This is a genomic window from Caulobacter sp. Root487D2Y, from assembly GCF_001427165.1.
Lineage (GTDB): Bacteria > Pseudomonadota > Alphaproteobacteria > Caulobacterales > Caulobacteraceae > Caulobacter.
In genome coordinates, this window is the sequence record NZ_LMFD01000001.1 from 1,146,850 (window position 1) to 1,161,586 (window position 14,737).

The 14,737-nt window shown below is 69.3% G+C and carries 8 protein-coding genes; 6 read left to right on the top strand and 2 right to left on the bottom strand.

Annotated features, from left to right (window positions below):
• Positions 1-144 precede the first annotated feature (144 nt).
• Both ASD38_RS05150 and ASD38_RS05155 read right to left on the bottom strand, forming a co-directional pair.
• A complete protein-coding gene (locus ASD38_RS05150) occupies positions 145-2,847 on the bottom strand; it encodes an exo-rhamnogalacturonan lyase family protein (RefSeq protein ID WP_156390571.1) in 2,703 nt (900 codons plus the stop codon).
• 316 nt (positions 2,848-3,163) lie between these two features.
• Positions 3,164-4,177 (bottom strand): LacI family DNA-binding transcriptional regulator, encoded by a 1,014-nt coding sequence (locus ASD38_RS05155; protein ID WP_056435024.1) that lies wholly within the window; start codon positions 4,175-4,177, stop codon positions 3,164-3,166.
• Between the two features lie 123 nt (positions 4,178-4,300).
• Between ASD38_RS05155 and ASD38_RS05160 the strand changes: the two genes are divergently transcribed.
• From ASD38_RS05160 to ASD38_RS05185, 6 genes are all read left to right on the top strand, one after another.
• On the top strand, positions 4,301-5,821 hold the full coding sequence (locus ASD38_RS05160) for an MFS transporter (protein WP_056435023.1): 1,521 nt from the start codon (positions 4,301-4,303) through the stop codon (positions 5,819-5,821).
• 657 nt (positions 5,822-6,478) lie between these two features.
• Positions 6,479-9,856: a TonB-dependent receptor gene (locus ASD38_RS05165; RefSeq protein ID WP_056458134.1), complete on the top strand. Its 3,378-nt coding sequence runs from the start codon at positions 6,479-6,481 to the stop codon at positions 9,854-9,856.
• A gap of 72 nt (positions 9,857-9,928) precedes the next feature.
• A complete protein-coding gene (locus tag ASD38_RS05170; protein ID WP_056458138.1) occupies positions 9,929-11,491 on the top strand; it encodes a tryptophan halogenase family protein in 1,563 nt (520 codons plus the stop codon).
• On the top strand, positions 11,491-12,969 hold the full coding sequence (locus tag ASD38_RS05175) for a tryptophan 7-halogenase (RefSeq protein ID WP_056458140.1): 1,479 nt from the start codon (positions 11,491-11,493) through the stop codon (positions 12,967-12,969). Before ASD38_RS05170 ends, ASD38_RS05175 begins: the two co-directional genes overlap by 1 nt.
• Positions 12,969-14,015, top strand: coding sequence for a cupin-like domain-containing protein (locus tag ASD38_RS05180; protein WP_056458143.1), 1,047 nt, complete (start codon positions 12,969-12,971; stop codon positions 14,013-14,015). The genes ASD38_RS05175 and ASD38_RS05180 overlap by 1 nt, the downstream gene beginning before the upstream one ends.
• Positions 14,012-14,734, top strand: coding sequence for a DUF6445 family protein (locus tag ASD38_RS05185; protein WP_056458146.1), 723 nt, complete (start codon positions 14,012-14,014; stop codon positions 14,732-14,734). The genes ASD38_RS05180 and ASD38_RS05185 overlap by 4 nt, the downstream gene beginning before the upstream one ends.
• Positions 14,735-14,737: the final 3 nt, after the last annotated feature.

Below are 14,737 nucleotides of genomic sequence, written 5' to 3' on the forward strand. Positions count from 1 at the left end.
GGTGGAGGAGGTGTCGCCCGCGGGGCGACGGAGGGGGGAGTGATCGGCAGGCGCAAGAACCCGAACCTTCGATCCTGATACTCCCCCCACCGATCGCTTCGCGATCGCCTCCCCCACAGGGGGAGGGACTGATCTAGCCGCCGCCTACGCGCTCGCCGGCAACGCCTCCGACACCAGCGCCAGGTTCATGATCGCCGCCAGGCCCCATTGCGCCGTGCCGTTGGTGGTGACCCCGGCGGCTTCGTCGACGGGGTTGAGCACGTCGGGCCCGGCGAAGTGTTTGGTGGCGGTCGACAGGTTCAGGTCCTCGACCACGCCCCGGCCGAAGAACTCCTTCCACGCCCGTTCGGCCAGCGCCTTGTCGCCCAGGCGCCAGGCGGCGTACGCCGTCAGCCGCGAGTGCCCCTGGCGCAGGCCGTTGCCGCCCAGCGGCTGGCCGAACTGGGCCGCCTGTTCGTCGCGCGAGGCATTGTACCAGCGGCAATAGTCCAGCCAGGCTTTGTCGTAGGCGGGCTCGCGGATCAGGGCCAGCATCTCGACATGGATCTCGGGCGCGCCGAACGCCGCGTTCAGGTGCGAGACCCCCAGGCGGTCGCCGGTCCCCGAGAACTTGCCGGTCTTGACGTCATAGGCGGCGCTGCCGGCGAACCACTGGCGTTGCAGGGCCGCGATGGTCTTCATGCCGGCCACGATGCGGTCGCGCCAGCGCGGGTCGCCGGTGCGCTCCCATTCGGTGAACCAGGCCCCGCACAGCGAGCTCCAGTCGGTGCCGAACGAGGCGCGGACCTCGCCCTTGGGCCAGGTGTCGTTCTGCAGCTTGCGACCGATGTTGACCCGGGTCAGGGCCTCGTCGCCGTCGAGCAGGTCGCGCATCAGGTCGCCGACCCGTTCGTCGGCGGTCAGGTAGTAGTAGATGCGCCGGTAGATGGCGTTGCTGACCCGGGGCTGCTTGGAGCTGTCGCCCCAGTGCTGCACGCCGTGTCGGGTGCCCAGCCCTCGGTAGGGTCCGACGTGATAGACGTCGACCTCGCCGGTGTGGCGGGTCATGGCCTCGGCCATCCGGAACACGTCGGCTCGGCCGCCGCGCAGGAAGCTCAGCCACAGCCACAGGTCGGTCGACAGCTCGGAATTGTCCCAGGCGAAGCCGCCGATGTCGTAGCGCCAGACGTGGCGGTCGACGTCGTAGCTGTGCATGACGTCGCCATAGTCCCAGAAGCCGTACCAGCGGCGCTGCTCGATCTGGCCGAGATAGTAGTTCAGCAGCTGGTCCTGGCGGTCCTCGATCCGGGCCTTCACCGGCGTGCCCCGGTCGGGCAGGCTCCAGGCGCCCAGCACGCCGGCGGCGTGGATCCGCTCGGGCGTCGCCATCAGCCGGGGCGGCCTGTCGTTCAGCTGGGCCATCAGCGGGAAGCGCTCGCGGGCCGGGGTCGTATCTAGGGCCCACAGCCGCAGTTCGGTGGTGCGGGCCACGCCGGTGGGCGTGCCCCAGTTCTTTTCGTAGTCCTCGTAGGTGATGTTGAGGCCTTCGGTCTCCTGGGCGTGGGTCTCCATGCCCAGGCCGTCGTGATAGAAGCGGGTGTCCATCACCGGGGCGTCGGGCGACCACAGCCAGGCGGTCAACTGCGCGACCTCGCCGGCCGCGTTTCGAATCTCCAGGGCGGTCGGCGGGGCGCGCCAGAAATTGCCCAGGCCGATCGCCGCCCCGCCGGCCGCGCCGCCGACATAGGCCACGCCGCTGGCCCGCCGGCCGCCGTCGGCGTGGATCCAGCCATGGCCGGGCGCGGTGCGCTTGCGGATCGTGAAGCCGTCGGCCGTCGGCTGCGACAGCAGGAAGTCGCCCCAGTCGGGGATCAGGTGCAGGCCGGCGCGGACCGGGGCGGGCATCCGGTCGACGGGCGGGGTCTTGCGGCCGGCGATCTGGGCGTCGCGGAACGCCTTGCCTGCATCGCGACGCAGGCCGGTCAGCGGCTTTACGGCTTCGGCCCACAGTCCAGTGTTCTGGCCCTCGTCCTGGCCGGTGAAGCGGACATGGCGGTCGTACAGTTCGTCAGTCATCGGCACGTCGGCGGTGACGCCCAGGCCGCAGATGAAATCCTTGGCCGCGTCGCCGTCGAAGATGAAGGTGTGCATCATCCGCAGCGAGTCCGCCCCGGCATAGGCGTAGAACCGCACGATGAACGGGGCCCAGGCGCGGTCTCCGCTCTTGTGGCGGCCCTCGACGCGGATCACCGCGCGGACCGGGCCGGACTGTTCGACCGTCACCTTGTCCAGGGTGCTTTCAAAGGTCTTGCGGGCCACCGGGGTCTGGTCGATCTCGGGCGTGTCCTGGGTCCGCAGGACCAGGCGGACGTTGCGCAGCACCTCGCGGCCGCCCCGGGTGGCCGAGGCGATCAGGGCCGAGCCGGCGCGAGGGAAGCGCCAGGTGGCCGGGCCGGTCGAGACCTCGACGGCCGCCGCGCTCTCGGTGACGCGGACGCCGGGCGCGCCGGCGCCGGAAGCGTCCGGACCCACCTTGCCGGGCTCGATCGTCAGGCGTTCGCCGATCTCGCCCGCGCCGACCGCGTGGGCCGTCCACTTCAGCGAGCCGTCGGGCCAGTAGGCCAGCGGCCAGGTCTGCAGGGCCACGGCCGAGCCGTCCGCCGACTTGGCGCGGAAGGTCTGCTTGCGGTTGAGCGCCCCCTGCGGCCACGGCACGCCCCAGGTCTGGCCGGCGTTCAGGGCCGGCGGCTTGCCGTCGATCCACACCGCTTCGGTCGGGGGCGGGGGCTTCTTGCCTGGGACGAGGGGCTGGGCGGCGGCCAGCGAGGCGGCCGGCGCCGCCAGGGCCCCGGCGAGGGCGGCCTGCATTATCACATCACGACGTGTCGGCATGAGGCGCTCCTTCCCCGCCGTCCGGTCGCGACGGCTCGGCCCTTGGACGGACCATCATCTTGACCGTGACGCTAATCCCACATTCTGTAACGTCAATTCATTTTATGATATTAGTGAATAGAGCATCACCTATCCCGACCGTCATTCCCGCCCTTGTGGCGGGAACCCCTGGTTCAGCTGACGGTGAAGCGCCTTGGCGCGCTGGCGCGCCACACATCCGCACTTGCGGCGGAGGGAGGGGTTCCCGCCACAAGGGCGGGAATGACGGTCGTTGAGGAAGGAGACCCTGTCCCTACGCCCCGCAGGACTCCCGCACGATCAGGTCGGTCGACAGCCGTTCTGGGCGATGGTCGCCGGCGGCGTCCAGCACCCGGGCCACCAGCAGGCGGCCGGCTTTGTAGGTGTCCTGCTTGATGGTGCTCAGCGCCGGCGTGGACAGGCGGCTCAGCAGCATGTCGTCATAGCCGACCACCGAGACGTCCTCGGGCACGCGCATGCCGGCCCGGCGCAAGGCGCGGATGGCGCCCAGGGCGATCAGGTCGCTGGAGGCGAAGATCGCGTCGAAGTCGACCTTGCGCCGCACCAGGGTGTTGACCGCGGCCTCGGCCGACTCCAGCTCGAAATCGACCGGACAGATCAGGGCCGGGTCGGCCTCGAGCCCGCTCTCCTTGAGAGCCTCCAGATAACCGGCGCGGCGTTGCATGGCTTCCGGCTCGGTCTCGCCCAGGAAGACGATGCGGTTGCGGCCCAGCCGCGCCAGGTGCGCCGTCGCCCGCCGCCCGCCCAGCAGGTTGTCCGAGCCGATCGAGCAGTACTTCTGACCCGGCAACTGGGCCCCCCAGACCGCGAACCGCGCATCGGCGCCCGCCAATTGGTTGAAGGCTTCGTGCAGGTTGCTCTGGCCCAGGAAGATCACGCCGTCGGCGCGGCTGGTGGTGGTGACCGTCAGCAAGTCGTCGTAGCTGGCCGGCGAGGTGTGGCTGACCGTGAAGTCGCAGCCGCGGTCGCGCGCCGCCTCGCCGATGCTGGCCAGCAGTTCCAGGAAGAACGGGTGCGACAGCGGCAGGGGGCGGCCGTGGGTGCGCGGCGTGACGATGGCGATCGAGCCTTCCGCGCCGATCGGCCCCGCCGGCATGTAGCGGCGGAACGGATAGTCGTGCTCCTTGGCCAGCGCCCAGATCCGCTGCTTGGTGCGGGTGCTGATGGACGGATGGTCGTTGAGGGCCCGCGAGACCGTGGACGCGGAGACACCCGACAGCTTCGCCAGATCGTCCAGCGTGGTGCTGTTGTTGCTACCGCTGCCCATTGCGTCCAGATATTGAAAAAGCCAAGTTCGCCACCTTTAGCGCACTGAAGGGATTGTTTTGCAAGGCAAGCGCCAGGACTTCGCCCGCCAATACTTTACTGGCCGACGCTGGACCCGCGCCGCATGACCAAGGCGCGACTGTCCTTCTCGCAAATCTGGAACATGTGTTGCGGTCTGTTCGGGGTCCAGATCGTCTGGGGACTGCAGAACGTCAACACCAGCCGGATCTTCCAGACCCTGGGCGCCGACGTCAACGAGCTGGCGATTCTGTGGATCGCGGCGCCGGCCACCGGCCTGCTGGTCCAGCCGATCATCGGCCATTTGAGCGACCGCACCTGGGGCCGGCTCGGCCGGCGGCGGCCCTATCTGTTCTACGGCTCGATCCTGACGGCGGTGTCGCTGTTCCTGATGCCCAACGCGTCCAGCGTGCTGACCGCCAGCCTGATGCTGTGGGTGCTCAGCGCCTCGATCAATGTCGCCATGGAGCCGTTCCGGGCGTTCGTCGCCGACAGCCTGCCCGAGGATCAGCGCACCACCGGCTTCGCCATGCAGGTGTTCTTCATCGGCGCGGGGGCGGTGTTCGCCTCGGCCCTGCCCTGGGCTCTGACCCACTGGTTCGGCGTCTCGGGCCAGGCCGCCCCGGGCCATCTGCCGCGCTCGGTCCATGTCGCCTTCTATGTGGGCGGACTGACCCTGCTGGCGGCGGTGATGTGGACGGTCTTCACCACCCGCGAGCATCCGCCCGAGACCCTGGCCGACGGCGCGCGCGTCCCGCCCGACCACCGCACGCCCAGCCTCGAGGGCGCGGCCCTGATGCTCAAGAGCGGAGCGCTGTGGACCATCGCCGGCCTGGTCGCCTGCGCCCTGGCCTTCATCAGCGACTGGGCGCGCGAGATCTACGTGCTGGCCGGCTTCGCCACGGCGTTCGGCGCCGCCCAGCTGGCCGCCACCTGGCTGCGGCGCCAGGGCCGCGCCTCGCTGGGCCTGCTGGAAGTGGTCGAGGACATGCTGCACATGCCCCAGGTGCTGATCCGCCTGGCGGTGGTGCAGTTCTTCACCTGGTTCGGCCTGTTCGCCATGTGGATCTACACCACGCCGGCGGTGACCGCCCGCCACTACGGCGCGACCGATCCGGCCTCGGCCGCCTACAACCAGGGCGCCGACTGGGTGGGGGTGCTGTTCGCCGGCTACAACGGGGTGGCGGCCCTGGTGGCCCTGCTGCTGCCGGCCCTGGCGGCGCGGATCGGCCTGCGGGCCAGCCACGCCCTGTGCCTGGCCATGGGCGCCCTGGGCTTCGCGGGCTTCGTGCTGATCGACGACCCGGCCCTGCTGTGGATCCCGATCGTCGGCATCGGCATCGCCTGGGCCTCGATCCTGTCGGCCCCCTACGCCATGCTGGCCAGCGCCGTGCCGGCGCACAAGATGGGCGTCTATATGGGCATCCATAACCTGTTCCTGGTGCTGCCCCAGCTGATCGCCGCCACCGTGCTGGGGCCGGTGGTCGGGCGCCTGTTCAAGGGCGAGGCGATCCAGGCCCTGGGCTTGGCGGCGGGCGCCTTCCTTCTGGCGGCGGTCAGCGCCCTGGCCATTCGCGATCCCGGCCGCGGTCCGAGCCGCGAACCAGAGCCCGCGGCGGTCGAATAGCCGAAGGTCCCCGCCTCGGGTCGGACGGGGCAAAGCTTGCACGCACATCGCGGGAACCAGTGTCATCCCTGCGCCCTCGGAATTTACGCAAGAATTGCGTAAATCCTGACTCCCTGCAAGACCCCAATCGGCATTCCATCGTTCCAAAAATGCCACAACACGCGATTTGGAACGAAAGTTACCGCTAACGGGCCAGAATTTGGCAAAACAACGCTATTGCGCTTGACGCAAAAGAACGCAAGATTGTGCAAATCGAACGGTTCGTCGGGATGCGGGGCCCTATCCGCGTCTCCGCCGAAGCGCTCGACGCCGCAAACCTTGCGAGAGTCGATACCGAGGGGTGAGGCGCTCGCGGCGGAACGGACAGCGGCGAACGCCGTGACGGAAGAGGAGGGGAGGGGATCACGGGGCTAGGGCCTCGCGAGCGACACGGTCGGGGGTGACCGGCGCTCATCGTGTCGAAGCCGGCCCGCGCGCCGCGCGACACCACAGCCTTTCAGCGGAATTCGCGGTCCACGCGCCTCGAGGGTGCAACCCCCGGAAACCGGGGGGAGATCGAGAGTGCAGGGGTCTCCGCGACGCTTCGGGAGGGGCGCGCGGCTTCATCAAAAAACACCCGCGCGACCAAGGCGCGGGCAGAAAATCAGGGAGAACGGGATGAGCAAGTTCAGGTTCAGCGGCGGATTCAGCCACGGTCGCAAGGCGCTTCTGCGCGGCGGCGTGTCGCTGGTCGCCCTGGTCGGCGTCGGCGCCGCCATGGGCGCGGCCGCGCCGGCCTTCGGGCAGGACAAGGACGCCGCGGTGGTCGACGAGGTCGTCGTCATCGGCGTGCGCAAGTCGCTGGAGACTTCGCAGCAGATCAAGAAGAACGCCGACACCATCGTCGACTCGATCACCGCCACCGACATCGGCGCTTTCCCTGACAAGTCGGTCGCCGAGGCGCTGCAGCGCGTGCCGGGCGTCACGGTGTCCCGCCTGCAGTCCAGCGACGACAGCTCGCACTTCTCGGCCGAGCCGGCCGGGGTTCTGATCCGCGGCCTGACCCAGGTGCGCACCGAGTTCAACGGCCGCGACAGCTTCTCGGCCGACGCCGCGCGCGGCCTGAACTTCAACGACATCTCGCCGGAACTGATGGCCGGCGTCGACAGCTACAAGAACCAGACGGCCGAGATGATCGAGGGCGGCATCGCCGGCACGGTCAACCTGCGCACCCGCCTGCCGTTCGACAGCAAGAACCAGGTGATCACGCTCTCGGGCAAGGCCAACTACGGCAACCGCTCCAAGGACGTCACCTACGAGTACTCCGGCATCATCAGCAAGACCTGGGATGTCGACTTCGGCCGCATCGGCTTGATGGCCGACTACGCCTATTCGCACGTGCTGACCCAGACCGAAGGCGTGGTGATGCAGCGCATCGGCACGTTCTGCTCGGCCGGCAACAACGACGTCAACGGCAAGGCGATCGTCAGCGCCGACGGCTCGATCCCTTGCACCACCAATCCCTACGGCGGCTCGGGCTGGCGCTACATGCCCGACCAGGTCAACTACTCGCAGGTCGAGTATGACCGGGTCCGCAAGGGCACGGCCCTGGCCTTCCAGTACGAGAACAACGACGGCACGGTCCGCTTCAAGGCCCAGTACAACGACTCCAAGTACAAGAACGCCTGGCTCGAACGCAGCACCAACGTCGTGATGTTCGGCCTGTGGGCCGCGCCGGCCTATTCGCCCCAGACCACGGCCTTCATCGCCCCGGCCCAGGGCTCGCCGGCCTTCACCTTCGGTCCGGACGGCATGCTGACCTCGGGCATCCTGACCCAGCCGACCGGCGACTGGGGCTCCAGCACCCAGGACAACATCAACCGCGGCTCGGCGGTCCCCGGCCAGCCCTTCGTCAACTACTGCGGCGGCATTCCGGCCTGCGCCACCCAGCGCCAAGGCCTTTATATCGAGAACCAGGCGCGCAACTTCGACCACTCCGAAGGCACCAGCGACATCTCGGCCAACCTGCAGTGGGACGTCAGCGACCGCCTCCACACGAGCTTCGACGTCCAGTACATCGACGCCGACACCAACAACTACGACATCCTGGTCGCCAACCGCACGATGGCCGACGCCCAGTACCGGGTGAACGGCGACGGCACGCCGCAGATCACCCTGCAGCCGGGCTCGAACGTCAACTACGCGCCGGGCTTCCTGTCGAACCCGCACAACTACTGGATCCCGTTCATCCAGGACCACTACGAGGACAATGACGCCACCGAACTGGCCCTGCGGGCCGACGGCGAATACGAATTCGCGCCGGGCGGCTGGCTGAACTCGCTGAAGGTCGGCGTCCGCTACGCCGACCGCAAGCAGAAGGTGCGCTACTCGACCTACAACTGGTCGCCGGTGGCCGCGCCGTGGAACTGCAACGGTCCGGGCTTCAACATCGACAACACCACGCCCCAGCCCTATCCGGCCGCCTGCGGCCACGCGGGCAACTTCCAGGGCTACGGCGCCGGCATCTGGAGCGTCGCGGGCCTGGACAATTTCTATAACGGCGAGGTCTTCCCCAACAACGAGCTGGTGTTCCTGAGCAAGGCCACGCTGGCCGACCACGACGGGCTGATCAAGGCGCTGAGCGGCGCGACGACCAACTCGCCGATGGCCTGGACCCCGCTGTGCCAGCGCACGACCAACACCGAGGGCTGCTTCATCCCGCCCGAACTGGTCGACGTCGAAGAAGAGACCATGGCGGCCTACGGCATGCTGCGCTTCGGCGGCGAGGACATGACGATCTTCAACGGCGTCACCGTCCAGGGCAATGTCGGCCTGCGCTTCGTCGAGACCAAGACCACCAGCACGGGCGGCGTCGCCTACCCGACCAGCACCTGGTACACCTCGGCCGCCACCACGCCCTGCTCGGCGCCGCTGGGGCCCAACTCGGTCACCAACATCTCGTGCTGGCTGACCCCGCAACTGCTGGCCTTCAGCAACGGCGGCAGCTCGCCCAACGACTTCAGCGGCAAGCACGACAACTGGCTGCCCAGCCTCAACGTGCGGTTTGGCCTGAGCGACAAGAGCTTCGTCCGCTTCGCCGCCTCGCGGGCCATGTCGCGGCCCGACTTCGGCCTGCTGCGCAACTTCGTCGCCGTCCAGACCCCGGCCCTCAACACCTCGCCGGACTCGCCGTACGTGACCTACAACTCGCCGACCGCGCCGCACATCCCGGCCAACGTCACCGGCTATAACTTCCAGTTCAACGCCGACTCCGGCTTCGGCGCGCTCAAGCCGATCACCGCCGACCAGTTCGACCTGACCTTCGAGCACTATTTCACCGAAAGCAGCTCGTTCAGCTTCGACGTCTTCTACAAGAAGCTGAACGGCAGCATCGCCTACGGCGAGTTCCTGCGCTCGTTCACCAACAACGGCGTGACCCAGAACGTGCTGGTCCGCGGTCCGCGCAACGGCAACGGCGGCGGCGAGCTGAAGGGCTTCGAGGTCGCCTACCAGACCTTCTTCGACTTCCTCCCGTCGCCGTGGGACGGCCTGGGCGTCCAGGCCAACTACACCCACACCAAGCAGGAGGGGATCAACAACTCCAACCTGGCCACCCAGCCGGGCTACGCGGCTGGCGGCACGGTCGCCTTCGGCGGCGGCCTGCAGGTCAACGGGGCGGTCATGGACAGCCACCGCCTGGCCGGCATCTCGGACGACTCCTACAACCTGGTGGGTCTGTACGAGAAAGGCCCGATCGCCATGCGCCTGGCCTACAGCTGGCGTTCGGACTTCCTGACCAACAACCTGGACTGCTGCATCGGCCTGCCGATCTATCAGAAGGACGCGGGCTTCCTGGACGGCTCGATCCGCTACCAGGTCAACGACAATATCGAAGTGTCGCTGGACGCCTCCAACATCCTCGACACCACGACGGTCTTCCAGCAGCAGGTCTTCGGCGACTCGGCCCTGACCCCCGGCGCCAAGCCGGTGAAGATCGACTCGTCCTGGATCCGCAACGACCGCCGCTTCCAGCTCGGCATCCGCTTCAAGTACTAGTCCCGATCGGCGTTGCGCCGCCGCGGGGTTCCGCGGCGGCGTATGCTCCGGCGTAAACGGGAGGTCAGGACCATGCAGACAGACAAAGCCCAGGCCCTGAAGGTCGTCATCGTCGGCGGCGGCACGGCGGGCTGGATGTGCGCGGCCGGCCTGGCCCGGCTGCTGGACCCGAAGGCCTATGACGTCACCCTGATCGAGTCCGACGAGATCGGCGCGGTGGGGGTCGGCGAGGCCACCCTGCCGCACATCAAGACCTTCAACGACATGCTGGGGATCAACGAGGCGCGGTTTCTGGCCGAGACCCAGGGGACCCTCAAGCTGGGCATCGAGTTCCGCGACTGGAACCGTCCCGGCGACCGCTACATCCACCCGTTCGGCACGTTCGGCGAGCCGTGGAACGGCGTCGATTTTCAGCACCATTGGGTGCGGGCCAGGCTGGCCGGGCGCGAGGTCGCGCCGCTGCAAGCCTATTCCTACGCCGCGGCCGCGTGCCGGGCGAACGCCTTCGAGTTTCCCAACCAGGACGACAAGTCGATCCGCTCGACCTACGCCTACGCCTATCATTTCGACGCCAGCCTCTATGCCGGCTTCCTGCGCCGCTGGGCGACCGCGCGCGGCGTCAAGCGCATCGAGGGTCTGGTCGCCGACATCGCCCGCGACGGCGCGAACGGCCACGTCGCCAGCCTGACCCTGAAGTCGGGCGCGATCATCCAGGGCGACCTGTTCATCGACTGCACCGGCTTCCGCTCGCTGCTGCTGGGCGGGCAGATGGACGTCGCGTGGCAGGACTGGGCCCCGTGGCTGCCCTGCGACCGCGCCCTGGCCGTGCCGTGCAAGACCGGCGGCGACGGCCTGACCCCCTACACCCGGGCCAGCGCCGACCTCGGCGGCTGGCGCTGGCGCATACCGCTGCAGCATCGCACCGGCAACGGCTACGTGTTCTCCAGCGCCTTCCTCGACGAGAATCAGGCGCGCGAGACCCTGCTGGCCAAGCTGGACGGCGAGGCGCTGGACGAGCCCCGGCTGCTGCGCTTCAAGGCCGGCCGCCGCGTGCGCGGCTGGAGCGGCAACGTCGTGGCCATGGGCCTGGCCAGCGGCTTCCTGGAGCCGCTGGAATCGACCAGCATCTTCCTGATCCAGGCCGCCGTGATCGACCTGGTCAACCTGATGCCGACGCCCGGCGAGGGCGACCGCATGGACCCCCGGCTGGTCGCCGAGTTCAACCGCCTGTTCGAGATCCAGTACGACCGGGTCCGCGATTTCCTGATCCTGCACTACCGCGCCAACAGCCGGTTCGGCGAGCCGCTGTGGGATCACGTCCGGACCATGGCCATCCCCGACAGCCTGGCCGCCAAGATGGAGTTGTTCGAGGCTCGTGCCGCCCTGCCGGACTACAAGTACGGCCTGTTCTCGCGCGACAGCTGGCTGTCGGTGTTCGAGGGCCAGGGCCTCACGCCCCGCGCCCATGACCGCCTGGCCGAGAGCCTGACGCTGGACGACCTCGAAGCCCGGCTGGCCGACCTGAAGACCCGCATCGACAGCAATGTCGCGACCATGACCTCGCACGCCGACTTCCTGGCCCGCTATGCGCCGGGCGACGTCGCGGCGGCGGCCCTGACCCCGGCGGTGGCCTGATGGGCGCGCCCGGCAGCATCGTCGTCGCCGGTCGTGACGCGGCCCTGTGGTTGTCGGCCTGCGTGCTGCGCGCGGCCCTGCGTCCGGCCGGCGTGAGCGTCACCGCCGTCGAGCTGCCCACCCGCCTGGGCGTCGCCGACGTCCACGCGACACTGCCGCCGCTGGAGGCGCTGCACGGCCTGCTGGGCCTGGACGAGGCGGCCCTGCTGCGCGCCACGCGCGGCGCCTTTTCCCTGGGCCAGAACTTCGCCGACGTCTCCGGCGCGACCCCGGCCTTCTTCCACGCCCACGGCGCCTATGGCGCGCCGATCGACAATCGCGACTTCTTCCCGTTCTGGCTGAAGGCCCGGCGCCTGGGGCTGGAGGTCGAACTGGACGCGTTCTCGCTGACGGCCGTCGCCGCCAGGCAGGGCCGGGTGCTGCTGCCCGACGAGGAGACGGAAGCCTTCGGCCGCGCCGACTACGGCTACCACCTGCCGGCCATCGCCTACGCCGCCAGCCTCAAGACCCTGGCCGGCCGCCTGGGCGTGGAGATGCATCAGGCCCTGGCCGTCAAGCCGACCTTGGATGCGGACGGCGAGATCGCCGCTCTGGACCTCGGTGAAGGCCGGTGCGTCGGGGGCGACCTGTTCATCGACGCCACGGGCGCCGAGGGGGTTCTGATGACCGCCCTGGGCGTGGCCCGCGAGAGCTGGCGCGACCACTTCCCCGCCGACCGCGTGCTGCGGGCCCAAGGGCCGCGTCTCGCCGCCCTGCCGCCCTATGCCGACATCCGGGCCTGGGCGCGCGGCTGGGTGGGACTGTATCCGAGCCAGGCCGGCACCCATGTGGTCCAGGTCTATGCCGGCGATCTGTGTGCGGACGACCAGGCCCTGGAGATGGCCGGCCGCATCTCCGGCCAGGCCCTGACCGACGCCGTGGTCTCGATCAGCGATCCGGGCCGTCGCGCCCAGGCCTGGGCGGGCAACTGCGTGGCCGTCGGCGAGGCGGCCTGCGCGTTCGATCCGGTGCACGGCGTCGAGCTGCAGGCCGTGCAGCTGGGGCTGGTGCACCTGCTGTCGCTGTTCCCGGTCGCCGCCGCGTTCGGGGCCGAGCGCGCCGAGTACAACGCCACGATCCGCCAGGTCCACGAGCGCCTGCGCGACTTCCAGTCGGCCCACCACGTCGCCAACCGCTACGCCAAGGCGCCGTTCTGGGACCGGGCTCGGGCGGCGACCGCCTCGGACGCGCTGGCCCACAAGATCGTCGTCTTCCAGGCGCGAGGCGAGATCCCGCCGTCCGAGCACGAAACCTTCGTCGCCGACAGCTGGCGGGCCCTGTTCAGCGGTCACGGCCTGACGCCGGAGACCCATGCCCCGATGATCGACCGCACGACGCCCGAGACCATGAAGGGTGAGTTCCGGCGCATCCTGGGCTTCATCAAGGAACAGGTGCTGAAACAGCCGACCCACGACCTCTATCTGGAGAGCTTCTGCTGATGGACGGCGGCGGCGTGATCACCGGCGAAACGCTCGACATCGACGCCCTGCCGCGCGTGGCGATGGTCGACCGTCCGTCGTCGGCCGACTTCGACGCCATCGTCCGGGCCGAGCGGCCGGTGGTGATCCGGGGCCTGCTGGACGCCTGGCCCGCCCTGGCCGCCGGCCGCCGCGGCCCCGCCGCCCTCAACGTCTATCTCAAGGCCATGGACGCCGGCGCGCCCGCTCCGGTCATGGAGGCCCCCGCCGCCACAGGCGGCCGCTTCGGCTACGGCGCCGACCTGCGCGAGTTCGCCTTCTCCAAGCGCCAGGCCGGGCTCGGCGAAACCCTGGACCGGATCGAGCGTCTGCTGGGCGACCCGGCCGCGCCGTTCGTCGCCATCCAGATGCTGCCCCTGGCCACGCACCTGCCGGCGTTCGTGCGCGACAACCCGATGCCGCTGGTGGCGTCCAAGGCCATGCCGCGCCTGTGGATCGGCGGGGCCGTGCGCACCCAGACCCACAACGACCGCGACCACAACCTGGCCTGTGTGATCGCCGGCCGCCGGCGGTTCGTGCTGTTCCCGCCGACCCAGGTCGCCAACCTGTATGTCGGCCCGCTGGACAACCCGCCGCCGCTGTCGCTGGTCGATCCCGAGGCCCCGGACCTGGCGCGGTTCCCGCGCTACCGCGACGCCTACACGGCTGCCCAGGTCGCCTGGCTGGAGCCCGGCGACGCGCTGTTCGTGCCGAAATACTGGTGGCACCACGTCACCTCGCTTGATCCCTACAACGCCATGGTCAACGCTTGGTGGGGCGACACGGCGACAGGGCTGGAGCGGGCCAACGACGTCTTCCTGACCGCGCTTCTGGCCTTCAAGGACCTGCCGCCCGGCGAGCGCGCCTACTGGAAGGCGATGTTCGAGGCCTATGTCTTCGCCGGCGACGGCGAGGCGACCACCCACATCCCGGACGGGCTGAAGGGCGCGCTGGGGCCGATGAGCCCATCGTTCCGCGCCGCCCTCAAGCACCAGCTGAAGATGGCCTTCCTGAAGGGCGGCGCATGACCGTGGCCGCCGCTGTTCCGCCCCTGCTGATCGGGACCCGGATACGGGTCCAGCTGCGGCACCTCGGCCAGGAGCGCCAGCCGCTGCTGATCGTCGACGACGTGCTGGCCGATCCCGAGGCGATGATCGACGCCGCCCGCGAGGCCGGCTTCTACACGCCCGAGCACACCCACTATCCGGGCCTGAACGCGCCCCTGCCGGAGTCGTACTACCGCACGGTGGTCACGGCCCTGCGCGGTCCGATCGCGGCGGCGTTCGGCCTGAGCAGCGACGCCTGTCTGAAATATTTCGGCTTCTTCGCCCTGGCCACGACGCCGGCGCGCGAGGCCGAGCCGATCCAGAAGATCCCGCACCATGACTCGCCCGATCCCGAGCGCCTGGCCATGGTCCACTACCTGTGCCGGGGCGACCACGGCGGCACCGGTTTCTTCCGCCACAAGACCACGGACTTCGAGAGCGTCGACCACGCGCGTCATGAGACCTATGTCGCCGTCGCCCAGGCCCAGCTGGCCGCGCGCGGCGCCGGGGCGGCCGCCTATGCCGGTCCAGTGATGGCCGACCACGAGCTGATCGGCCAGGCCGACTGCGTGTTCAACCGGCTGATCGTCTACCGCAACCACCTCCTGCATTCGGCGCTGTTGGGACCCGAGGCGGGCGGCGCCGATCCCGGCGTGGGCCGGCTGACCGCCAACGGCTTCATCGAGGCGGTGACGTCCTGATGC

Bases quoted from the DNA above. Each gene is read 5' to 3' on its own strand.
- ASD38_RS05150 (WP_156390571.1), bottom strand. From the start codon at position 2,847: ATGCAGGCCGCCCTCGCCGGGGCCCTGGCGGCGCCGGCCGCCTCGCTG.
- ASD38_RS05155 (WP_056435024.1), bottom strand. From the start codon at position 4,177: ATGGGCAGCGGTAGCAACAACAGCACCACGCTGGACGATCTGGCGAAG.
- ASD38_RS05160 (WP_056435023.1), top strand. From the start codon at position 4,301: ATGACCAAGGCGCGACTGTCCTTCTCGCAAATCTGGAACATGTGTTGC.
- ASD38_RS05165 (WP_056458134.1), top strand. From the start codon at position 6,479: ATGAGCAAGTTCAGGTTCAGCGGCGGATTCAGCCACGGTCGCAAGGCG.
- ASD38_RS05170 (WP_056458138.1), top strand. From the start codon at position 9,929: ATGCAGACAGACAAAGCCCAGGCCCTGAAGGTCGTCATCGTCGGCGGC.
- ASD38_RS05175 (WP_056458140.1), top strand. From the start codon at position 11,491: ATGGGCGCGCCCGGCAGCATCGTCGTCGCCGGTCGTGACGCGGCCCTG.
- ASD38_RS05180 (WP_056458143.1), top strand. From the start codon at position 12,969: ATGGACGGCGGCGGCGTGATCACCGGCGAAACGCTCGACATCGACGCC.
- ASD38_RS05185 (WP_056458146.1), top strand. From the start codon at position 14,012: ATGACCGTGGCCGCCGCTGTTCCGCCCCTGCTGATCGGGACCCGGATA.